Annotated in this window: 19 protein-coding genes; 10 read left to right on the top strand and 9 right to left on the bottom strand. The window is 53.2% G+C overall.

Annotated features, from left to right (window positions below; genetic code table 11):
* Positions 1-134: 134 nt before the first annotated feature.
* Positions 135-5,537, top strand: coding sequence for a translocation/assembly module TamB domain-containing protein (locus tag ACTS3T_RS04765; protein WP_462934816.1), 5,403 nt, complete (start codon positions 135-137; stop codon positions 5,535-5,537).
* Between the two features lie 46 nt (positions 5,538-5,583).
* Here the strand turns inward: ACTS3T_RS04765 and ACTS3T_RS04760 are convergent, their stop codons facing one another.
* Positions 5,584-6,519, bottom strand: a complete 936-nt coding sequence (locus tag ACTS3T_RS04760; RefSeq protein WP_377960830.1) for a TIGR04168 family protein — start codon at positions 6,517-6,519, stop codon at positions 5,584-5,586.
* A 119-nt stretch (positions 6,520-6,638) separates the two neighbouring features.
* Between ACTS3T_RS04760 and ACTS3T_RS04755 the strand changes: the two genes are divergently transcribed.
* Complete coding sequence (locus ACTS3T_RS04755; RefSeq protein ID WP_377960833.1) at positions 6,639-7,466, top strand: HAD-IIB family hydrolase; 828 nt, start codon at positions 6,639-6,641, stop codon at positions 7,464-7,466.
* Between the two features lie 22 nt (positions 7,467-7,488).
* Here the strand turns inward: ACTS3T_RS04755 and ACTS3T_RS04750 are convergent, their stop codons facing one another.
* The 3 genes from ACTS3T_RS04750 to ACTS3T_RS04740 all read right to left on the bottom strand — a co-directional run bounded on the left by ACTS3T_RS04750 (position 7,489) and on the right by ACTS3T_RS04740 (position 11,463).
* The gene (locus ACTS3T_RS04750; RefSeq protein WP_377960835.1) at positions 7,489-8,628 is read right to left on the bottom strand and encodes an AI-2E family transporter; all 1,140 of its coding nucleotides are present in this window, start codon (positions 8,626-8,628) and stop codon (positions 7,489-7,491) included.
* Positions 8,629-8,692: 64 nt separating this feature from the next.
* The gene (locus ACTS3T_RS04745) at positions 8,693-10,027 is read right to left on the bottom strand and encodes a TldD/PmbA family protein (RefSeq protein WP_377960838.1); all 1,335 of its coding nucleotides are present in this window, start codon (positions 10,025-10,027) and stop codon (positions 8,693-8,695) included.
* A complete protein-coding gene (locus ACTS3T_RS04740) occupies positions 10,024-11,463 on the bottom strand; it encodes a TldD/PmbA family protein (RefSeq protein ID WP_377960840.1) in 1,440 nt (479 codons plus the stop codon). Before ACTS3T_RS04740 ends, ACTS3T_RS04745 begins: the two co-directional genes overlap by 4 nt.
* Before the next feature lie 135 nt (positions 11,464-11,598).
* Between ACTS3T_RS04740 and ACTS3T_RS04735 the strand changes: the two genes are divergently transcribed.
* The 7 genes from ACTS3T_RS04735 (at position 11,599) to ACTS3T_RS04705 (ending at position 15,924) form a co-directional block, all read left to right on the top strand.
* Positions 11,599-11,820: a hypothetical protein gene (locus ACTS3T_RS04735; protein ID WP_377960843.1), complete on the top strand. Its 222-nt coding sequence runs from the start codon at positions 11,599-11,601 to the stop codon at positions 11,818-11,820.
* A gap of 54 nt (positions 11,821-11,874) precedes the next feature.
* Positions 11,875-12,408 (top strand): Lrp/AsnC family transcriptional regulator, encoded by a 534-nt coding sequence (locus ACTS3T_RS04730; protein WP_377960845.1) that lies wholly within the window; start codon positions 11,875-11,877, stop codon positions 12,406-12,408.
* Between the two features lie 73 nt (positions 12,409-12,481).
* Positions 12,482-13,090: a LysE family translocator gene (locus ACTS3T_RS04725; protein WP_377960847.1), complete on the top strand. Its 609-nt coding sequence runs from the start codon at positions 12,482-12,484 to the stop codon at positions 13,088-13,090.
* 5 nt (positions 13,091-13,095) lie between these two features.
* Positions 13,096-14,316, top strand: a complete 1,221-nt coding sequence (locus ACTS3T_RS04720; protein WP_377960850.1) for a murein hydrolase activator EnvC family protein — start codon at positions 13,096-13,098, stop codon at positions 14,314-14,316.
* Between the two features lie 81 nt (positions 14,317-14,397).
* Positions 14,398-14,580, top strand: a complete 183-nt coding sequence (locus tag ACTS3T_RS04715; RefSeq protein WP_377960852.1) for a hypothetical protein — start codon at positions 14,398-14,400, stop codon at positions 14,578-14,580.
* A gap of 63 nt (positions 14,581-14,643) precedes the next feature.
* Positions 14,644-14,940 carry a hypothetical protein gene (locus ACTS3T_RS04710; RefSeq protein ID WP_377960855.1) on the top strand — a complete coding sequence of 99 codons (297 nt, stop codon included), beginning with the start codon at positions 14,644-14,646 and terminating at the stop codon, positions 14,938-14,940.
* A 93-nt stretch (positions 14,941-15,033) separates the two neighbouring features.
* Positions 15,034-15,924: an AEC family transporter gene (locus tag ACTS3T_RS04705; RefSeq protein WP_377960858.1), complete on the top strand. Its 891-nt coding sequence runs from the start codon at positions 15,034-15,036 to the stop codon at positions 15,922-15,924.
* A gap of 16 nt (positions 15,925-15,940) precedes the next feature.
* Here the strand turns inward: ACTS3T_RS04705 and ACTS3T_RS04700 are convergent, their stop codons facing one another.
* Complete coding sequence (locus ACTS3T_RS04700; protein ID WP_377960860.1) at positions 15,941-16,330, bottom strand: Alr5209 family pentapeptide repeat protein; 390 nt, start codon at positions 16,328-16,330, stop codon at positions 15,941-15,943.
* A 330-nt stretch (positions 16,331-16,660) separates the two neighbouring features.
* Here ACTS3T_RS04700 and ACTS3T_RS04695 point away from each other — a divergent pair, with 330 nt between their 5' ends.
* On the top strand, positions 16,661-18,715 hold the full coding sequence (locus ACTS3T_RS04695; protein ID WP_377960862.1) for a hypothetical protein: 2,055 nt from the start codon (positions 16,661-16,663) through the stop codon (positions 18,713-18,715).
* Between the two features lie 120 nt (positions 18,716-18,835).
* Here the strand turns inward: ACTS3T_RS04695 and crtO are convergent, their stop codons facing one another.
* The 4 genes from crtO to ACTS3T_RS04675 are packed head-to-tail and all read right to left on the bottom strand — an operon-like array spanning position 18,836 to position 21,727.
* Positions 18,836-20,524 carry a beta-carotene ketolase CrtO gene (crtO, locus tag ACTS3T_RS04690; protein ID WP_377960864.1) on the bottom strand — a complete coding sequence of 563 codons (1,689 nt, stop codon included), beginning with the start codon at positions 20,522-20,524 and terminating at the stop codon, positions 18,836-18,838.
* Between the two features lie 19 nt (positions 20,525-20,543).
* Entirely contained in the window at positions 20,544-20,699 is a 156-nt protein-coding gene (locus tag ACTS3T_RS04685; protein WP_377960867.1) for a hypothetical protein, read from the bottom strand.
* A gap of 12 nt (positions 20,700-20,711) precedes the next feature.
* Complete coding sequence (locus ACTS3T_RS04680) at positions 20,712-21,311, bottom strand: GDSL-type esterase/lipase family protein (RefSeq protein ID WP_377960869.1); 600 nt, start codon at positions 21,309-21,311, stop codon at positions 20,712-20,714.
* The gene (locus ACTS3T_RS04675) at positions 21,308-21,727 is read right to left on the bottom strand and encodes a hypothetical protein (RefSeq protein ID WP_377960872.1); all 420 of its coding nucleotides are present in this window, start codon (positions 21,725-21,727) and stop codon (positions 21,308-21,310) included. The genes ACTS3T_RS04680 and ACTS3T_RS04675 overlap by 4 nt, the downstream gene beginning before the upstream one ends.
* Between the last annotated feature and the right edge of the window lie 92 nt (positions 21,728-21,819).

Here is a 21,819-nt window from a genome sequence, read left to right as displayed (position 1 = left end):
GCTATTTTCTTTTGGCTAAAGGGGTCTGATTTTATTAGCCAAAAGAGTTGGGCCAAACCCCTAGCCTGCTAGACTTGGCAGAAAGCAAGATGTCTGTTTCATTAGGTATGGTGAGGTGGGTGGCATAGACAGTCATGACAAATTCTCCCCAGCTTGAGCCTGAATCGTCTCATGATGATTCACCTAGAAGGCGGCTTTGGATTCGGGTAGGACTCTTTTTCGGCGCGATCGCCGTTCTGGTCGCAACAGGGGGGGCGTTATGGGCCTGGATCTTTGTTCATGAACGTTTATCTCCCCGTATTTCTCAAATTTTGAGCGATTTACTCGACCGACCGATTCAGCTCGGTGAGGTTGAGCGGGTTACCCTTTCGAGCATTCGCTTTGGCCCATCGGCAGCCCCAGCAACCGAAACAGACCCAGATGAGCTTTTTGTAGAATCGATCGTTGTCAAGTTCAACCTGCTAGAGGCACTGCTAACCCAGGATCTCAATTTACAGCTTGAACTCAATGAAGTTCGCGGGTACCTAGAGCAAAACGCAACGCGGCAATGGACTGATCTAGAACTGCCAGAACGAGAAGAGCGGCTAATTGAAATCAAACTGACGCGGGTTAGCGTGGCAGAAGGACAGCTCGTTTTGGTGCCCTACAACGAGCTAGATGCTGGCGACGATTTGATTTCCTTAGAAGAGATTGCTGGGGTTGTAGAGTTTTCAGCTTACCAATTGCCTAAGCAAGAAGGACAAGAAATTGCCATAGAGCCACAAGAAATCAGCTTTGAGGTGGCGGCTCAGCCAACGGTTGGCGGCCAGCTTGATGTCAAAGGGTCTTTTTTACAACTGCCGGAAGGGGTGGAGACAGAAGAGTTTGCCGCAGGGGTGAACACCAATATTGCTGTCAATGCCCAGGAAGTGCGCATTGCCGATTTTGCCCCGCTGGCTTTTTCGTTTGTGCGATCGCCCTTACCGCTCGAAATTCAGGCGGGCACCGTCAGCGGCAGTGTTGACATTGAAGTTCGCCCAGAAGCCCCGTTAAAGCTACAAGGGGCGGCTGAAATTACGGACGGTGGCGTGGCGCTCGAAGCCTTACCCAACCCGATCGAAGCCATTGACAGTCAGTTACGGTTTGATGGCTCTGAAATCACCTTAGAAGACACTCGCGCTCGCTATGGTGAAATTGCCGCCACTGCAGCCGGGGTCATTGACCTCCAGCAAGGCTATGACCTAGAGGGCAGCATTGCCAGCTTCACGGTTGATCAGGTGGTTGATACCTTCGCCGTTGATTTGCCGATTGAAGCAGAAGGGGCTTTTACGGCTGACGTCGCTGTCACAGGGCCGTTAGACGATCCTAACGTGACTGGCACGATCGCTTCTTTAGGCAGCACCCTGATCGACAGAGTCAGTTTTACGGAACTGGGGCTAGCCTTTTCCTTCGATCGCCCGGTGCTAACTATTAGCCAGTTTCAAGCTTTACCGACTGCGGGTGGTCGGCTAGTTGGACGAGGCCGCTACCGCCTGGGAGAAGTGGGTGAACTGTTTTTGCAAGCAGAAGGACAAGCGCTACCTGCCGATGCCATTGGGCAAGCCTATGGTCTGCCAGAGACGGTACAGCTAGGGCGACTAGCCGTTGATGCAGAAGTGACCGGGCCGATTAACAACTTGCGCGGCTTTGTCAACTGGCAAGCCCCAGGGGCGTCTTATCCTAGCCGGGGGGCCATTGAATTTGCTGGCGATCGCATTAACTTTAGCGACACCGTTGTTCAAGTTGCCGGGGGCACCGTTAGCGGCAGCGGCACGCTAGCTAATAGACTGTGGCAGGCCAATTTGCGAGGACAGGGCATTCAACTGGGGCAGTTTAACGACACGCTAGCAGGCACAGCCGATGGCGACTTTTTGCTTTCAGGCAGTCTTGATGACTTTAGCCTTGCTGGCATTCGCGCCCAAGGAGAAGCTGCCCTACAGTTGGCCGCTGGCCGCTTAAACGTAGACGCCACGCTGGCTAACGGTTTTTGGAACGCAGATCTCAGCAGCAGGGGTCTAGCGCTGAGTCAGTTTTCCCCCAATTTGCAGGGCAATGCCAGCGGGCAGGCGCAGCTTTCCGGTAGTCTCGATGACCTGAGCCTCGCTGGCATTCGCGGCCAAGGCGATATTGCCGTTCAGCTAGACTCAGGCCGTCTCAACGCAGTGACTCGGCTAGCCAATGGTTTGTGGAGTGCTGATGTCCGCAGCAGTGGGCTAGCGTTGAGTCAGTTTTCGGCGGCTTTACGCGGCAACGCTAGCGGTCAGCTACAGCTTTCTGGCAACGTCAATGATTTCAGCCTCGCTGGCATTCAGGCGCAAGGGGATGTGGCTCTTTCTCAAGGGTTGGCTAGTTTTGCCGCTTATTCGCCTCAGCTAGCTGAACTTAGTCAGCCGCTCTCGGCTACCCTCTCCTGGGATGGTCGCCAAATCAATATTGCTCAGGCGAGCGGCGCTGGCCTGCAAGCCAGCGGTACGATTACCCCGCGTCTGAGCGGCGCGAATGCCCCCGCGATCGCCAGTATTGACCTCAACCTACAAACTAACGACTATCCGCTACAGGCACTACCGCTCAACCTGCCTAGCGTTGTCGCGTTGGCTGGCCGAGCCGATTTTCGGGGGCGGCTGTCGGGTACGCCTAGCAATCTCAACTTGGTTGGCGATCTGGCTCTTTCAGACTTTGTAGTCAACGAACTGGCCTTTGATCCGCGCCTCGTCGGTGAAGTGAGCCTGACCAATAGCAACCAGTTCAACCTCACCCTACTAGGCCCAGAAGATGAGATTCAAGTAGACTATCGCCTCAGCGATCGCAACTTAAACTTTACGGTGGCGCTCGACGAAGCCAGCGCTGTGGGTCAAACCACCGCCGACAATTTACTGCGGGTTGAAATTGAAAACTTTCCGCTGTTGGCGCTCAACTTACCCCCCGGCGGCGTTGCCAATATTGGCCAGGTCAGCGGCAGAATTGATGAAGCGCTGCTAACGATTGACCTGCAAGCCCAAGAATTTGTAGCTGAACTCAATATCGATCGCCCCGGTTTGGGTTACATTACAGCCGATCGCTTTACGGGTCGCGTCTCTTATCAAGATGGCGTTGCCCAGCTAACCGCCGGACGCTTAATCCGTGGCGAAAGCGAATATCAGTTAACCGGACGCTACGCCCCCGGCGCAACGCCAACGCTACTGGCAGATTTGCAAGTAACGCAAGGAAGACTGCAAGACATTTTGGCCGCTTTGCAAATCACCGACCTAGCCGACTTGCGGCGCGGCTTTAGAGCGCCCCTTGGGGTCGAGCTTTCGCCCGAAGAGGTGGAAAGGCTACTGGCGACTCAGCCCGCAGGCAGTGCCAACGCCACCTTACTCAGACAGATCCAGCGACTCTCCGAAATTCAAGCGCTTCAGGATATCGCCGTTGCTGAAGCGGCGGCGGCTCCTTTTCCACCGCTATCAGAGCTAGAAGGGGCTTTTACAGGTGATATTCGCCTTGCTAGCTCAGCGCAAACCGGGCTAGAAGTTGATTTTGACCTGACTGGTTCAAACTGGCGTTGGGGCAGCGACTATGCTGCTGATGAAGTGATCGCCGAGGGCAGCTATGGAGACGGTATTTTAACGCTAGAGCCGATTAGTCTGCGTTCGACAACAGAAAATATCTTCCTCAGTCTGGTGGGAGATGTCGCGTTGCGGCAAGCCGATGCCGAACGGCGTACCCTCAGTTTGACGGCTGAAAACCTGCCAGTTTCGCGGTTGCGCCGCTTAGTGCGGCGTTTGCCCGTCAGCTTAGACGGTAAACTCAACGCCAATGCCAGTTTAACGGGCAGTTTGCAAAATCCACAGCTACGAGGCAGTGTTACCTTAGACCAAGGCACCATCAACAACCGCAGCATTGAGTCAGCTCAGGCAGACTTTATTTATAACGAAGCCCGATTTAACGTCATCAGCCGGGTTGTGGTGGAAGAACCCGATCCGTTAATTGTCACCGCTAGCTTTCCCCTGCGCTATCCGGGTTTGGTAATAGAGCCAGCCAGCGATCGCTTTGAAGCCAGCGCTGAAGTCAACGACGAAGGACTAGCCCTGCTCAACCTCTTTACCCGCCAGGTTACCTGGGAAGAAGGCGAAGGTGAAGTTCAGTTTGATGCCGTTGGCTTTTGGCCCGCCTATTCCAGCTTTCCCCTCATTACCAGCCTTACCGGGCAGGCGCAAGTTGAAAATGCCACCCTTACTTCGATTTTGCTGCCCAACGAGACGCTAACCAATTTTTCGGCGCTGGCTAATTTTCAGGGAGAGCAAATTATCGTTCAAAATCTATCGGGTAACTTGAGTAACGGCCAGGTGAGCGGCCAGGGCATCTTCCCACTGCTAGCTCCGATTACGACCGATCCCGACGTTGAAGACCTACAGGCCGATCAGCCAGCCGTCGAACAGCCTTTGACCCTTCAGCTAGAGCAGATTGCGCTGAACTTTAAGGGGCTATACAACGGTAACGTAGCTGGCACGCTGGTATTGGGCGGCAGCGCTTTTGCCCCGCTGATTGGGGGTCAGGTGGTGCTATCGGATGGTCGAGTCTTTTTGCCAGAAGGCCAGGGAGCGGCCACCCCCGACAGCACGGCTTCTGCCCAAGCAACGACCCTCGTTTCGCCACCGCAGCTAAGCGATTTGGAGCTGATCCTGGCAGACGATGTGCAAATCGTGCAGGGTAATTTGCTCAACTTTGTTGCTGCCGGAACGCTATCTATTGACGGTACGTTTAGCAATTTGCAACCCGAAGGGGTCATTTCGCTCCCCCGCGGTCGGGTTAACTTGTATACGACTCAGTTTCGGGTGGTTGGCGATGAAAACACCGCCACTTTTTCACCCGGCCAAGGACTCGATCCAGACTTGAACGTCACTCTGCAGGCATCGGTGCAAGAGGCCAATACCCCTGGCTTTACCTTTGCTGATAGCACGCCTTATCCGCCTTCTGAGCGGACGGAACCCCCCACCGAACTACTAGGGCTGAACCAAGGTTCGATTCAAACCGTGCGGATTCGGGCGGAAGTGGTGGGGCCAGCTAGCCAGCTCAACAGCAACATTACAGACAACATTGTGCTGTCGAGTTCGCCGCCGCGTAGCGAAGGGGAAATTTTGGCGTTGCTCAGTGGGGGCTTTGTCAGCGCGCTAGAATCCGTTGGTTCGGGTGGTCAAGATGAGTTTCAGGGGTTGGTAACGCTAGCCAGTAGTGCTTTTCTGATTGCCATACAAGACACCATTGGCAATGCGCTGAGTCTTAGCGAATTTAGGCTTTTTCCGGCCAACAGCGCCTCAGCACAAGAAACGGGGGGCAGTATTGAGCTAGGGGCTGAAGTGGGTTTCAATATTTCTAGCAATCTTTCGGCTTCGCTGTTGCAAATTATCACGGCGGACGACCCGCCCCAGTTCAACTTGCGTTATCGCATTAGCGATCAGTTTACGCTGCGAGGCACGACCAGCTATGAAGACTTCAACGAGCGATCGGGTTTGCTGTTAGAATTTGAAACTCGCTGGTAGTGGGGGTGACCGTGCTTAAAGCCTGTGCCGCCAATTTTGCTTGGGGTTATCCCACCGATAGCGATGTAACTGGACGAGAATAGAGAACTTCTTGGGAAGCGATCGCCAATGTTTCGTCCAGCCAGACCAGGCTAGCTTCAACCACTTCACCCTGCTCAACCACCACCAGAGAAAAATTTCGCAAGCAGGTTGTCTCAGATTTAATAATGCGAGGAACGCTGGCAGCGTTGAGATACACCGTTCCGGCGGCATCTTGAACTAACCGCTGCCGCAGTCGATCTTGGCGGTGGCGCAGACGGTGGTGCATGTGGCCAAAGGTGACCAGCGGTACCTGTTTTCCTCTTTGCTGGGCTAGAGCGATCGCAGCGGCGAAGTCTGGATCGCCGTAGTCTCCCCCCACCGGATTCCAGTCTTTACCACAGGGGGCTTCTGGATCTGCTCCCAATCCGGCAGGGCCGCAGTGGCCGACAAAAATAATCGTTTCGTGGTTGGCTTGCTCTACCTGCGATCGCAAGTAGGCGGTTGAAGCCGCTAAGCTGTCAATGCTGTAGCGCTGCTGGTAAAAGTCAGCGACGTGTTTCCATTTAGACCCGCCCCAGCTAAAAGGACGGCCCCCCACAACGGTAAGGTTGAGCCACGGCAGTTCTAGCTTGCTATAGCCAACGTGAGCCACCCCTAACAAATCCAGTTGTTGCTGCACCCGATCTTCTAGCTGGCGATTGTAAGGACACTTTTTACGACCCCATTCTGTCGCGCTAAACCAGGCATCGTGGTTGCCTAAAACAGCCGCCTTGGGCAAGTCGAGGGCAGCGATCGCCCGGACAACCTCAACCGCTTCATTGCCAAAATCTCCCACAAAAAGGGCTAAATCCACCTTGAGTTGAGCCAGAGCAGCGCTATCGGCAGGTTCCCACTGGTCATGAACATCGCCGATCACGGCGATGCGAATCGCTTTTGAAGTCTGGGGTCTGAGGCTAGTCATGCAAATAATTCAATATTCCCTTTTCTAGGATAAAGGGGAAAGACTATCTCAATCGGTCTGGGCACATCATTAATAATGGGGATGGTGATTGCCTTTGTTGAGAGCTAACACAGATGCTGATGTCTTCTCCCCCATTGCTGATCTTTACCGACTTAGACGGCACTTTACTCGATGCCGAAACGTATAGTTATGCCGCTGCCCAGCCTTTGCTAGAGCAGCTCAAAGCCGCCCATGTTCCAGTGATTCCGGTGACCAGCAAAACGCGGGCGGAAGTTGAAACGTTCATTCAGCAGCTTTCGCTCCAGACGCCCTTTATCACCGAAAACGGCAGTGGCGTTTTTATTCCAGTTGACTATCCAGCGTTTGAACGGCCTGAAGCTGCCGAGTTAGTCGGCAACTACTGGGTTTTGGCACTTGGCTGCACTTACGTGATGGCGCGAGCTGGCCTCAAAGCGGTGGCGCAATCGGTAGGACGCCCCCTCAAAGGGTTTGGCGATCTGGCGGTGGATCAAATTCAGACATTGACGGGTCTAGCGTTTGAAGATGCCAAAGAAGCCAAAGCCCGCGAGTTCACCGAACCTTTTTTGACGCCTAAAAACATTGCAGCAGCCGACCTGGAAGCCGCCGCTGCGGACATGGGGTTTCGGCTGGTAGTGGGCGATCGCTTTTCGCATCTCATTGGCAGCGAAGCGGGCAAAGGAGCCGCCGCCCTTGAGCTAAAAGCGCTCTATCAAGCAGCTAGCGATCGCCCGTTGACGACTATTGGCTTAGGCAACAGCCCCAACGACATTGACCTGCTAGAAAACGTCGATATTGCCATTGTTATTCCCGCTGCCACTGGCCCCCACCCTAAACTGAGCGATCGGGGCTGGCAGATTGCCCCTCAGCCAGGGCCAGCAGGCTGGGCGATCGCAGTTGAAAAGGCATGGCAGCAGCTTGATCAGTAGCAGTTTCGCCAGTTTTAACGCCCTATCGAGGTAACACTGCCGTTTCAACCGGACTGTCTTCCGCAGGGCGATCGCTTTGGGCTTGCCGCCGTCGTTCTGCCATCAGCTTCGGTCGCAGGTAGAGATTTTCTAAAATGACGGCTCCTCCAGCAATCCAAGGGGGCACAATCAGTGCCCCAATAATGCCTAGCACCTGCGTACCCCCTAGAACCGCCAAAAGCTGGTAAAGCGGATGCACACCCACAGACGATCCCACTAAAAGCGGATCTAGCACATAGGTTTCTAGGTTTTGCAAAATCACGTACAGCAAAATCACCCACAAAAACGTCCACCCCCCTTGAGAGGCGGCTACCACAATCGCTGGAATCGCCCCCAAGATTGGCCCTAAAAAAGGAATCAGGTTAGTGACCCCCGCGATCGCCCCTAAACCCAAAGCAAAATCTGAAAGCCCCAAAACGCTGAGACTGGTGGTTGTCGCTACAGACAAAATCGCAGAAACAATTAAACGACCGCGAATATAGCTGCCAATGCGATAGCTAACCGGAGCTACCTGAGCCGCAAAGCGATCTTCCCAGGGTTGCGGTAAAAGTCTGACCAAATTTTTAATCAGGGTACGGCTATCGGCCAGCATGTAGCCCGACAAAAACAGCGACAAAATTAAGCTAAAAACCCCGCCCAAAATCCCGGTTGTAACACCGTAAGAGCGCACTAACAGTTGCTGACTCGATTGAATCGCCCAGCGGGTTAACGCCTGCACATCGAGCACCTGATTAAACAATTCCCCCGCCAGTTCAGGGCGGGTATCGTTGAGGTTCATCACCCAAGCCTCAGCGTAGGTAACGACGCTGCGCAAAGAAAGCGGAATTTGCCGAATCAGCCGTTCGATTTGTTCAAATATGGTCGGGCCAATAAGTAACACGGCTCCGACAATGGTGCTAATCAAAGTCAGATAAATCAGCACCACCGAAAGCCAGCGGGGTACCCGATAGCGCTCTGCCCAATCCACCACAGGCGCGATCGCAGAGGCCAAAACCACTGAAATCATCACCAGCAGAATCAGTCCCTTCAACTGCCAGAGCAAAATCAGCAGAGGAACAGCAGCAATCAGGATAATTAGACTGCTAGCAGAAAACGTCAGTCGCTGCTCAGATACGCGATTCACAGTTCACTATCCCAGAAGTAGACATTGATGACAGCTCCCGCCTAGCTAAGACAGTTGATCCACTTTAGAGAGTATAGGTGAGTCCTTCTACCAAAGCACCTGGCACACAGCTCCCCCCCAAAGAGCGATGGCTGTAAGTTCCGACCTCTGGAATAAACTGTTGAAAATCCGTGAGCGCCAAGAGTTGTTCACCAAAAATCCGATAAAAACTTTCATCAAAGCGGAGATTTTGAATCGGGGCGACAATTTCACCGGCCTCAACCCAAAAACAGGCATAGCGAGTCATGCCAGTAATGCGTCCCTGGGGGCGATCGCTCCAGTTGAGATAGTGCAAATTAGAAACGTATAGCCCGGTGTCTAGCGCCGTTAAAATGTCGGCTTCAGCTAAATCGCCGGGGCGAACTTCAGGCGATCGCAAATATTCTCCCCGCGCCGCGTAATTAGAGTCAATCTCATACTCTTTGGCCGTACGCGAGCTAACCAGGCTGTTTTGCAATTTGCCAGCGGTGATAATCGGTAGCTGCAACGGTGCTACCTCCCCTAATTCGTTAAACCGGGGCACTAGGCCGTGCGAAAAGTCTTCTACCAGCGTAAATTTTGGCGAAAGCTGTTTCTCTCCCCGGCGCATTAGGCTAAAGGGGCTACCCCCTCGACGAATGGCACCTTCGCTCACCCCACCCCAGGAAAACATTGAAATTAAGTCGGCTACCGCCGCCGGAGCCAAATAAGTACGATAGCTGCCACGCTGAATCGGCTTGGGTGGCTGAGACAATTTAGCCAGCAAAGTTTTAGTTTGGGCGATCGCGTGCTGATAGGTAGCCGCTTGCCAGTGGCTACCCGCCACCGTACCTTTAACTGCCTGCTTATCGGCGGTAAAGCAAGAATAGTCGAGGGTGAAAGTTTCTGTCTCAAACCAGTGGGTTTGGCCTGCCGAGTCGGCGTAAGCGCGAATCACCTGCCCCCCGGCATAAAGGCCGACAAAATCTAACGCCTGCACAGGTGCGAGCAAGGTCGCGGCCACAACCTCAGGCGCTAACAATTGCCCCTGATGCGCTTCATGGCTAACGGCGCTACCTCTAGGCAACACCCCATGCGGGTCGGCGGGTAAAGTGGGCACCTCTGCCCGCAACTCGCTTAAAGCAGTCTGAACCTGATCTAAATCGACGGCTTTCTCGCCGGTTAACGGAAAGCTGCGATCGCCTAAGCGTTGCTGCTTAATCAGCGTCAGTTGCAGTTCCCCATCTCGCACCAGTCCACTTTGCCGCACCTTGGCTTGGTTAAAGCGCAAAAACTGACTTGCCTCCGCCGTTAGCGTCAGCGTAAAAGACTCGTCTGCTTGTAACTGCGATCGCAGATCAGCGGCTATCTGCTCAAACAGGGCTTCCCACATTAGCTTCATGCAGCACCCCCAAACACTTCTACGGCTTCAAACGCACAAACCGGGGCACCGTGGCCAACGCGAATGACCTGATTGGGTTCCCCTTTGCCGCAAAAAGGCGTACCGTACATTTGCCAAGTAGTGCGATCGCCTACCGCTTTTAAGCTTTGCCAAAACTGAGGAGTAGTAGCGCGGTAGTTGGGGTTACGCAATGTCTGCGTTAGCTGTCCCGATTCAATCCGCTGAGCATACTCACAGCCAAACTGAAACTTATAGCGCTGGTCATCAATTGACCAAGAGCGATTCGTTTGCATATAAACGCCCTGCTCAATGCTGCCAATCAAATCCGCAAAAGACTGATCTCCTGGCTCTAGGTTGATGTTGGCCATGCGATCGATGGCAGGGCGATTCCACAAAGCGGCACGGGCACAGGCCACACCCGGAACCCCCAAACGAGCCTGACTTTCTAAGCTACCCAGCCCCCGCTCTAGCACCCCCGCGCGAATTAAATACTCGCGAGTGGCGGGGGTGCCTGCATCATCAAAACCATAGCTGGCAAATTCTCCCGCCACCGTTGGATCAAACGTAACGTTCATCAAAGGCGATCCGTAGGTTAAACGACCAAAATCGGTAGGCTGGACAAAGCTGCCGCCTGCGTAGTTACGCTCATCGCCCAAAATTCGATCTAGCTCCAGCGGATGACCAATGCTTTCGTGAATTTGCAGCATCATCTGGTCAGGGGCTAGCACCAGCGTTGTCGTCATATCCGGACAGTCAGGCGCACTCAGTAGCTCAATGGCTTGCTGCCCCACCTGCTCTACCCGCTGCCACAGATCAGCTTCGAGAAAAAACTCCCAGCCGCCCTGATAGCAGCGAGCCAGCGAACCGTTATCGCTGCGCTGTTGGGTTATTCCCTTCGCTTGGGCCGTCGCGCCAAAATGGGTTTCAACCAGAAAAAACTGCTGATAAATTTCTGCGCCGCTGCTGCTAACAAACCAAGATTCTGTTTCGTTGGCGATCGCCGTTGCGTTGGTTTGCACAATTTCGTCAGACACCTGCAACCGCTGACAGATACGTACCAGCACATCGTTGATATCGGCTGGACTCAGGGCTGAAAATGGCTTTTGCTGCCAAGACTGATACCGACCGACAACGGCGGGGCGCACCGAAGGCGACGCGGCATAAAGCTGCCACTGGCTGGCTGCCACGGCTTGTTGATAGGCGGCGGCGACGGCTTGTTGCAGCCCTGCCACCGAGAGAACGTTGGTGGCTGCATACCCCAACTGTCCTTGGGCTAACACCTCTACCATAGCCCCTCGACTGAGCGACTGGGCGTTGCGCTGAGGCATCCCATCTCGCATAGAGCGCTGGTTGACAGACTCTTTGATGGCTCGAATACCCACCCAATCGACTGGCAAAGAGAGGGAATTGAGACACTGAGTCAAGGCTTGAATCATATAGCGGGTAGATGGGATGAAAATAAAGACGTTGTTCCTTATTGTAATGACTTCCTCGCGGCAACTGGCGATCGCCCTAACCAAACTAGAGTCTTAACCTCGACCGCCTGAAACCCGTTGATCTGGCCTGCTGCGGTGGCAAGCCAGCGGCGTCTCACACCGATTCTTCAAAAGAAAGGTACAGATGAGACTGACGAAACGGATGCAGAGCCAAGACTGTTCAATCCAAAATCCAAAATCCAAAATCCAAAATTGATAGTAACCGCCTGGTTTATGGCTGGTTTATGGAAAAATGGGTCGTTTGGGCTGGGGCATCAACAAGCAAACAACGCTGCCGCGTCATCGGTATTGCGCTAAAAACTTTGTTTTCAAAAGCAAATATGGGTTAAAACTTATTTTTCCAAAGCACTTGTGCCCAAAAACCGTGTTTTGCTTAAAATTTATCCATGTCTATCGGCTAGCCCTTTTTGCCTGCACATGCCCCTTAGCCCCTTAGATCTCAAAGCGATCGCCTGTTTGATGGCTCGTGCCCGCATCACTTGGGCTGAGTTAGCGTCTGTTCTGGGTCTATCTGCCCCTGCCACAGCCGATCGCGTACGCAAGTTAGAAGAACAAGGCGTGATTCAGGGTTACCACGCCTACATCAATCCCCAAACCTTGGGGTATCACTTAACGGCTTTTATTGCCGTCACGCTGAGCCATCCCCAACACCGAGCCACCTTTCTTCAGAAAGTGGCCGCCCTGTCTGAAATTCAGGAGTGTCATCACATCACCGGAGAAGATGACTACTGGCTCAAAGTCCGCTGTCGCAATACTCAGGATTTAGAGCATCTGATCAGTGACGAACTCAAAAGCTTAGAAGGCGTGCAAAAAACACGCACGACGATTGTTCTCTCCACGCTTAAAGAAAGTCCGCTGTTACCAATGCCCGCGTTGGCTGAGTAACGAGGCAATTGCTGACTTAAAGCATTTTGCTGCTGTGGCTGTTGTTTTCATTCTCTTACCCGCTTAATTCACCATGCCTCTTTTGCTGCAAGGCTTACTGTTGGGTTTATCAATCGCCGCTCCGGTAGGGCCAATTGGCGTTTTGTGTATTCGACGCACCCTGGTGTTGGGAAGGTTGTCTGGTTTAGTTTCTGGCTTGGGGGCTGCTACTGCCGACGGTTTTTATGGCTGTGTTGCTGGCTTTGGCCTAACTTTTTTAACGCAGTTTTTAGTTGAGCAAACGCTGTGGCTACGGCTAATCGGCGGGCTTTTTTTAATTTACCTGGGGGCTAAAATTTTCGTTAGCCAGCCTGCCGAAACGGCGGCAGCCGTTGCCCCTCAATCAACGCTGCTAGGGGCTTACTTTTCAACCCTAGCGCTAACGCTAACCAATCCCGCCACTATTCTCTCCTTTGTGGCTATTTTTGCCGGGTTAGGCATTGCCGAAGGCGATCGCAGCTATTTAGACTCCAGCGTGTTAGTGTTAGGCGTCTTTCTCGGTTCAGCCTTGTGGTGGTGGTTATTGAGCTGGAGTGTTAATCTTTTTCGAGCGAGGTTTAACCCGCAGCGATTGCGGTGGTTAAATAGGGTTTCTGGGCTGGTCATGACAGCCTTTGGTGTGGTGGCTTTGGGCTGGCGTTAAGGCAAATGATGCAGCAGATTAAACAACCTACGCGACAACCTCAAACCCGACGGCGAATGCTCCTGTGGGGGTTGGCGGTTTTGTTGGCGCTGTTGCTATCGCCCTTGCCTGCTTTTTTGGCGGCGACTAAACCTGCTCACTGGCTAACCGCCCCGGCGATCGCCCAGGCTAATCCCTCTGTGGAAGAATTGCAGCAGCAACATCAAGAAATTGAAAAAAAACGCTCTGATCTCACCCAAGAGCGCGATCGCTTACAAAATCTGGAGCAAGCAGCCGAGCAACATCTAGACGGCCTGCAACAAACAATTCAGGCCACCACTGCTCAAATTCAAGAAACCGAGCGACGCTTAGCCACTGCCGAGCAACAGCTCCAAAAACTCCAGCAGGCGCTAGCGATCGCCGAAAAAGCTTACCAAACCATGCAGCAGGCAGCGGTTGCCCGCCTTCAATTTTTGCAGCGCCAGCAGCACAGCCGGGGTTGGGCCGTTTTGCTACAAAGTCAAGACCTCAATCAATTTATCGATCGCCGCCGCCAACTGCGCCTGGTTTATGACGCCGATCGCACTACCCTGGTAGACCTCAAACGCCAAGCCGATGAACTAGCCCAGCAGCGAGCCGAAGTTGAAAACCAAAAAAATCAGGTTGCCCTGGCTCAGCAAGAACTCCTGGCGCAAAAGCAGCAGTATGAAGTTCAAGCCCAGCAGCAAGAACAACTCATCAGCCGCCTCAAGCAAGATCGCTCAGCCCTAGAAGCCGCTGAAGCTCAACTGGCTCGTGATTCTGCCAAATTGGCCGAGTTAATTCGGCAACGGATTGCTGCCCAAAGCAGCAGCATCCGGGGAACTGGGCAAATGATTTATCCAGCCGCAGGCAGCATTACCAGCAATTTTGGCACTCGGGTACACCCTATTTTGGGGTACCGTCGGTTTCATTCTGGCGTCGATTTTGGCGCTAGTCATGGCAGTACCATCCGGGCGGCTGACTCAGGGCGGGTGATCTTTTCGGGCTGGTATGGCGGCTATGGGCAGGCGGTCATTATCGATCATGGGGGCGGTCTGACAACGCTCTACGCCCACGCCAGCGAACTGTACGTGAGTGAAGGCCAGGGAATTCAACAAGGGCAGGCGATCGCAGCAGTTGGCTCAACCGGACTTTCAACCGGGCCTCATCTGCACTTTGAGGTGAGGCGCAACGGCGAACCTGTCAACCCCATGAGTTTTCTCTAGGCAGAGGGACGGCAATCCGCCATTGACGGCACCTTCTAGCACGGACGAAGATAAGGTTAGCCAAAGTGGGAGGAATCTGTTGTGTCATCTGTTGGGTCAAAGTCTGAGCCTACCGCCGTTCCTAACTTAGAGCGGCCAAAAAGTGGCTTCAACGAATATGCAGAACGGCTCAATGGTCGGGCTGCAATGGTGGGCTTTATCATTGTTGTGCTAATTGAGTTTGTCACTGGCAAAGGCGTTTTAGCCTGGTTAGGGCTGCATTAGCAAACAGCCCAGCACTGATAGAGCACTTCAGAAACCCGCTCAGTTTTGCCATCTAGAAGGGTTATGAGTTATTCGTTCTCTCGATTACTGAAACTCGCCTATCGCCGCGAACCCGTCGTCAGTTTTGTTTTCACGGCTGGGCTGGTGGACGCTGTATTGGGTGGGGTAGAAAGTAGCGGCTCACTCCTCATTTTTGGACTGGTAGCCAGTGGAGGAGCCTTAGCGTTTTATGGGTGGCGGCGGCAGCGACGACCCGTTCTCTTGGTAGAGCAGCCTCCCTTACGCGCCCTGCCCGATCGCTCGTCGCGTCCCCCGTTGCCCCTGTTAGGGCTGGCTCGCAAACATCCGCCTCAGCCGTAACCTGCTCAAACAAGCGCTGAGCCCAGGTAGCACCGGGCGATCGCCTCAGTAAAGGCGTTAGGATACACAAGACGGTGGCTTTCGTCTGAGAATATGGCTGTTTTAGTTTCGGCGGTGCTGCCGATTGCTCTGGTAGCGCTGGCAGGCATGTGGGTCGGGCGCACCTTTGAGCTAGATTTACAGACGCTAGCCCGCTTAAATATTTATGCGCTGCTGCCCGCGTTGGTGCTGGCTAGTCTGGCTGAAACAACCCTCGCGCTAGAAAGTGCGATCGCGCTGGTAGCGGCCTTTTTGCTGAATACGGCTTTGCTATACCTGCTGGCGGTGGGGGTAGGCCGTGGCCTCAAATTTTCGCCAGACGAGCAAAAAAGCCTAATTGCCACTACTTTGTTTGCCAATGTTGGCAACATGGGGTTGCCATTTGTGCTGTTTTCGTTGGGGGAAGCTGGACTAGAGCGAGCTGTCGTGTACCTGGTGGGATCAAGCCTGATGATTGCCAGCGTCTTTCCCATTGTGCTGAAGGGGGCTGGTTTGCGGGCCGGACTTCGCTTTACCCTGCGATTACCCGTGCTATGGGCGGCGCTGATTGGCCTCGGTTTGCAAGTCGGCAATGAAGCTTTACCCCAGGCAATTGAGCGCGGGGTAACGTTGCTAAGCGGCGGAGCCATTCCAATTGCTCTATTGACTTTAGGCATCCAGTTGTCGCGTACCCAGTTCGCCTTTGGGCGTTATGAACTGTTTGGCGCGGGTTTAAGACTGGTTGCCTCGCCATTGCTGGCTTACACCGTTGGCCGACTGCTGGGTTTGACGGGGCTAGACTTACAAGTGCTGGTACTACAAGCGGCTATGCCCGTAGCGGTGAATTCTTTGATTTGGGTGACAGAACTGGGCGGTGATACGGTACGAGTTGCCAGAACGATTGTACTGTCTACCTTGCTTAGCTTTGTCACCCTACCAGGTGTGCTGTGGCTGAGCGCCTTTTAGTTTTAAGAACCGCCGCCTAGCGATCGCTGCGCATACCTGCCTGAGTTGGGTCAAATCCTAGCGGAAAACGAGTTTCTTCAGGATCGTAATCGGCATCTTTAAGATTAGCCGCTGTGAGGGTGGCTTCTTGCAGGTTGGTGCCAATCAGCATAGCCCCCCGCAGATCGGCGCTGGCGAGGTTGCTGCCTCGTAGATCGGCATAGCTCAAGTCGGCTCCGCGCAGACTCGCCTGACTGAGATCAGCGCCGCTGAGGTCACCGTAGCTAAGGTCAGCGCCTTTGAGCGATACGCCCTGAAGATTGGCAGTTGCCAAGTTAATGCCGGAAAAGTTGCGCTCACCGCTGGCATAGGCTTGGGTTAAAGCGTCCACAGTAGCGATCGCAGAAGTTGAGTTTAAGTTAGCCATAGATTTAAAGGGAATCAATAGCTGATAACTAAAGTATCTTCCAAAATAGCTTGAGAGACGTGTTTGGCGGGATACTTGCTCAATAAGCTTAAGCTTTGGTGGTCAAAATTGAAGTGGCTTAGCGCTGGTGGCAACCGCTATAGCTAGACCAGGCTGCTTAGCTTTGCTGGCAGTGACGAAGCCAGCCCTCTGAAGAAACCATAAGTGGCAGATAAAGTCATCGTAATTCTAGGAGGCTTTGAAGTCTAAATCACCTTCTCAGCCAGTAATTTGGCTTATAAATAGACAGGTTGCATCGGTTCTCGTGGCGCTTTGGAAACTGACTCAGCAATGACAGCACTTAACCCGATCATCACCTTTCTACTTCAGTCTCAGCCACTCAAAACCGTCTCGCTGGCGGCGGCTGAGCCACCTCATCTGTCTGAGCAAGGTATTACGCCAACCCTGCAAACGCTCAATTCAGCTTTTTTAATTTTGCTGGCAGGCGATCGCCATCCTGAGTTTGCCCCTGCCCAAACCTATCTGGAAAAACTGGCTACCTCGCCGCAGTGGGGAGACTGGGCTAAGTTTTATCTCCACAGCCTTCAGCTCATCACCACAGAGCTAACCCAGCGCTGCCAGCAAGACCCGATGCTAAGCGATCGGTTCGCGCAAGCTGCCACTCAGTTAGCAGATCAGCCGACGGACGAAACGGCGATCGCAGAAATCATTTGGTCGCTCTTTTTTCCTGAAGGTACCGGAATTTGGGGTCAGGAGGCGGCGCAAATTGCCGCCTTACGCGACAAGCGCACCGTTAAAATCGACCAGCTTAACCCAGCGCCCATTCAAAACCCAGCCAAAGAAATTCTTTTTACCTCCAATGCCCTGCTGACGGTACCACTAGCCAGTGCCGATCTAGCTAACTTTGACCAGTCCTTCAGAACCCAAATTGACCAAACCTTGCAAGAGCCTCAGCTCTACTGGTACGACCACCCCATCCCGATTGGCACCCGTCCTGAAAATAACGAAATTCTCTACGGCCTCAAAAATCTCAACCAGGCAGTGGCAGTTGAGCGCCAGCGCCAGCCTGAGCTAAGCGATAAAGTCAACTGTGTGCTGTCTGTTTCCGTGACCCACAAGCGCCTACAAACCCTGGGCAAACTTTACCTGCAGGGGGTGCTAGCTGCTCACGAACCCCTCGATCACCTCAAGATTTTTGCTTTTACCGAAGCGGATACCCAAACCCTGATTCAGCAGGTTTTGCTGCCAATTGTCGAACGCTGCTGCCCGACTGATGAAGCGGCTGAGCTGCTGTCGGTTTTGGGTGTAGATGGTCGCTATGGACGACATTACAGCTTTTTGAAGGCGATCGCCGCCCTTTGGCAGGTCTTCATCGACCCCGACATTAAAGCAACGTTCAAAATCGACCTTGACCAGGTGTTTCCCCAGCCAGAGCTAATTGAGCAAACTGGGGCGTCAGCCTTTGAGCATTTTCAAACGCCGCTGTGGGGAGCGACAGGTCAGGATGCGACAGGGCAACCCATTGAGCTAGGGATGATTGCAGGGGCTTTGGTAAATCAGCGCGATATTCACCAGGGAGTGTTTACGCCCGACGTGACTTTTCCCAGTGGTGGCCTCAGCCCCGATGACTATATTTTCTTTAGCAAGCTGCCGCAGGCGCTCTCAACCGAAGCTGAAATGATGACCCGCTATCAGCCAGAGTCGGGGCTAGATGGTGAAGCGGCTTGTCTACAGCGGATTCATGTCACAGGTGGCACCAACGGCATTTTGGTTGAGAGTTTGCGCCGCTTTCAGGCTTTTACGCCTAGCTTTATTGGCCGAGCTGAAGACCAAGCCTATTTGCTCTCAACCCTGACCCAAAGCGATCGCTTAGGCTATGCCCACGCTGCCGGACTGATAATGCGCCACGACAAAGAAGGGTTTGCCCAAGAAGCGATCGCCATGGCCAAGGTCGGCAAGCAAATTGGAGACTACCTGCGAATTTTGATGTTTTCGGCTTACGCAGAAGCCCTGCCTGCTGACGTAGATGCCATCAAAGCCCTGACCAATCCCTTTACTGGCTGCTTTATTTCGCACCTGCCGATTACAGTTGCTTTGCTGCGCTTCTCGCTGAAGGTCGCAACCCTGTTTGCCCAAGGCAAATCCGCAGAAGCGGCTGAGTTTATGCGGGTGGGGATTCCTCAACTGCAAGAGTGCTTAGACTTTACCCAAGGCCAACCCAGCCCACTGCAACAGGTTTATGAACGCGAACAAAAAGGCTGGCAGCTTTTTTACCGCAGTTTGAGCGAAGTAGAAAAAGCACTAGAGGCGCAAGCCGATTGGGCTCAAGCCGTGCAAAAAGTAGCTCAGAAGGTTGTACACAACTGTTGGGTCAATCCATCCTGACCGGAGCTTAGCGCTATGGCAACATCAGAAGTTATTGCCATAGCCACTAGCGTCAAACCACTTCGATGGCTACAAGCCACTGACAGAAAGCCTTTTGCTTCTGCCCTCAGACTTCTGCTTTTAGCTATAGGGGGTGACAGACTTTTGCAGCCAGTCGCCAAACTCTTTGAGGTTTTGCCGGATCGGGTTTTGTTGGTTAATAAATACTCGGGCACAGTTGCGACCGGGCATACCCGAAATGGCTCCACCGGGGTGGGTGCCTGCTCCCGTTAAAAATAGCCCTTCAATAGGAGTAGTGTAGTTAGAAATTTCGGGCAAAGGCCGCAAAAACAGCATTTGCTCCAGCGTCATATCAACGTGATAGTAGTTGCCCTTGTAAGCCCCCAAGCGTTGACCCAGCTCAGCCGGACTTTCTACCCGACGGGCAATTATCGACGACTTCAAATTGGGGGTATAGTCGGCTAGCTTATCGATGACGCGATCGGCAACTTTGTTTTTAAGCTCGTCTGTCCAGCCAGTGCCATTGAGTCCGGTGCCTTCAGCCCCAGCAATTTGATAAGGGGCAAAAAACTCAATCCACAGTGTATGCTTACCGGGCGGTGCCATGGAGGGGTCGAGTACGGTAGGGACATCTACATACAAAGAAGGATTTTCGTCTGGAATTTTGCCAACGGCAGGTAGGGAGTGGGCTTCTTCAACGTGGTTGAAAGAATCGGCAATTAGCACCGAACCCATCCAATACTCATCTTTGTGGTCAAATCGCTCAAAGCGAGGAATTTCAGCAAGGGCACAGTCAATTTTGAGAATCGTTTCGTTGTTGTTGACGATCCGCCGTTCTAGACGAGTCCGGAGCTGATCATCAACTGCGGCTACGTCACCCGGTTCCAGCAGTTGCAAAAATAGACGTTTAGCATCCAAGTTAGAAATTACGCCTTTGCGAGCGCGATAGACCTGAGCGCCTGCTACACTCACCCCTTCAGCCCGTCCTTGATTGCTGACCAAGACTTTCTCGACGGCTTGGTCACAAAGAATGACGCCCCCTTCTCGTTGAATCAGGTTGACCAGCGCTTGCGTGAGTGCCCCTGTGCCACCCCGCGGGCGCGACATACCGGGATGGTGACGCAGAGCCATCATCATGGCTCCAATGGCAATGGTTTTTTCCGAGGGGGGGGCTCCTAGCTCAGAGGCCAATCGGGCTAGCGGCGCAATTAAAAATTCGCTATCAAACCATTCTTGCAGAGAGTTTTTGGGGCTAGTGAGGAGGGTGCGCAGCAAGTCTAGGGTTTTGTTGACGCCGCCTAAGAGAGAAAATAAATCTTGCAGGTTGTGCAAACCATAGTTGCCGATGATATCGACAATGGATTTGGGTGGGGCATTAAATACAGGCTTGACGGCCTGAATCATGCGCTGCCAGAAATCCATATATTCGGCATACTTTTGGGCGTCGCGATCGCTGTATTTGGCAATTTCAGCACAGGTCTTTTCTACAGAACGGTGTGCCAAAAATGCTTTGCCGTCAGGGTGAGGGCAAAAAACCACCGGGTCGCAGTACAGGTAGTCTAAGCCGTATTTTTGCAACTCCAGTTCTTCTACAACAGGGCCTAGATGAATAAATTCGTGGTCAATGGCACAGAGGTTGAAGCGAAAACCGGGAGCGCTTTCGGGTAAAGCTTCTTCAGTAGTGGCGGCTCCTCCCGGAATGGAACGCTTTTCTAAAACCAAGACGCTGTACCCTGCTTTTAACAGGTAAGCGGCACAAACAAGGCCGTTGTGACCTGCACCGATGATCACAACATCGTAGGTTTGCATAAATGTATAGAAAGATGAATTAGCTACTAGCAATGTAGAAAAATGACAGCGTTTCTTGCCCTACCTTGAGATAGAAGTTTGCCTGTCGCTGGGTTATAGTGTCGCCAGCCGGGTTGAGCCGCTGCAATAGCGGCAAGCCGCTGACAGTAGGGCTTTTCTGCTGCCCGCAGCCCATATCCTGTTGCCTTTAGCTCTCAAACCAAGCCTGCCAAGCTGACCAGTGGCTAATTAATTGAGCCAGTTCGCTGTAGCCAGCAGCCCCTGGGTGAGCGCCGTCGCCTGCTTGCAGTTCAGCTAACCAAACAGGCGATCGCGCCGTTGCTGTATATATCTCTAAATAAGGTACCGCTACGGTTTGGCACACCTGCGCCAACTGCTCAGACAAAGCGGCCAGCCGCTGGTTTTGCTCAGCATCAGCGATCGCGGGTGGCCCAATCATCAAGGTGGAGTAGCGAGTTTTAGCAGTTGTCAGCAGCCGCGCGGTGGCAGCCAACGTTTCCTGTGGGGCTACGCGTAGCCGTCCGGCTGCCAGAGTGGTGTCGTTGACACCAAACGAAAAGACTACATACCCTTGGCTGTTGGCAGGCAGGCGACAAGCAACCTCACGCTGCCAGCGCTGCTCAATTTGCTGGCTGGTTTGGCCGCGTACCCCCAGGTTGTAATAAGTGAGGGCGTGACCTCGCTGTAGCTGTTGGCAGCAGAGGCGTCCGGCCCAGCCCAAACAGGTGGGATCTCCCGTGCCATTGACCAAAGAGTCTCCGACAAAGCCAATCCGCCTGTCCATCATTGTTTTGCCGTCAGCAGCAAGCCCAACAAGCAAAGGCCAATACCGATGACATTGACGCTAGAAATTTTTTCTTGCAAGACCACTATCCCGATAGGGAGCAAGATCAACGTTGCGCCAGCCGTTGCAAAAACGCCAGCAATGCCTATATTCCAACCTGAGCGGTAGACCGTTAAAAATCCTAATTCGATGATGACAATTGCAATGCCCAAACCCACGGCTGGCAAAGCAAAGTTTTGCATAGGCACCGTTTCAAACGGCAACAGCCAGTGCAGCCCGATGGAAAGGACGGCGGCGACAGTGTAGGCCACGCTCAAAATCAAAAAAGGGCTCACGCTGGTCGGCTGAAACTTTTGCGCCAGGTGATAAACCACTACGCCAAGAATTGCCAGCAGCATTGAGCCAAAGAGTCTAGACATAACGTGCTGTAGAGTGTTTCTTCAACTCTAACGAGGTTTAGAGGCATGAAGATGCCTGAACAACTAATAAGTTTCTCAGAGGACGCTGAAGC

This window comes from Almyronema sp., assembly GCF_052168255.1.
Lineage (GTDB): Bacteria > Cyanobacteriota > Cyanobacteriia > Phormidesmidales > Phormidesmidaceae > Sphaerothrix > Sphaerothrix epifaneia.
Note: the sequence above shows the minus strand (reverse complement) of the source record. Positions and strands in the feature narration are given on the sequence as shown.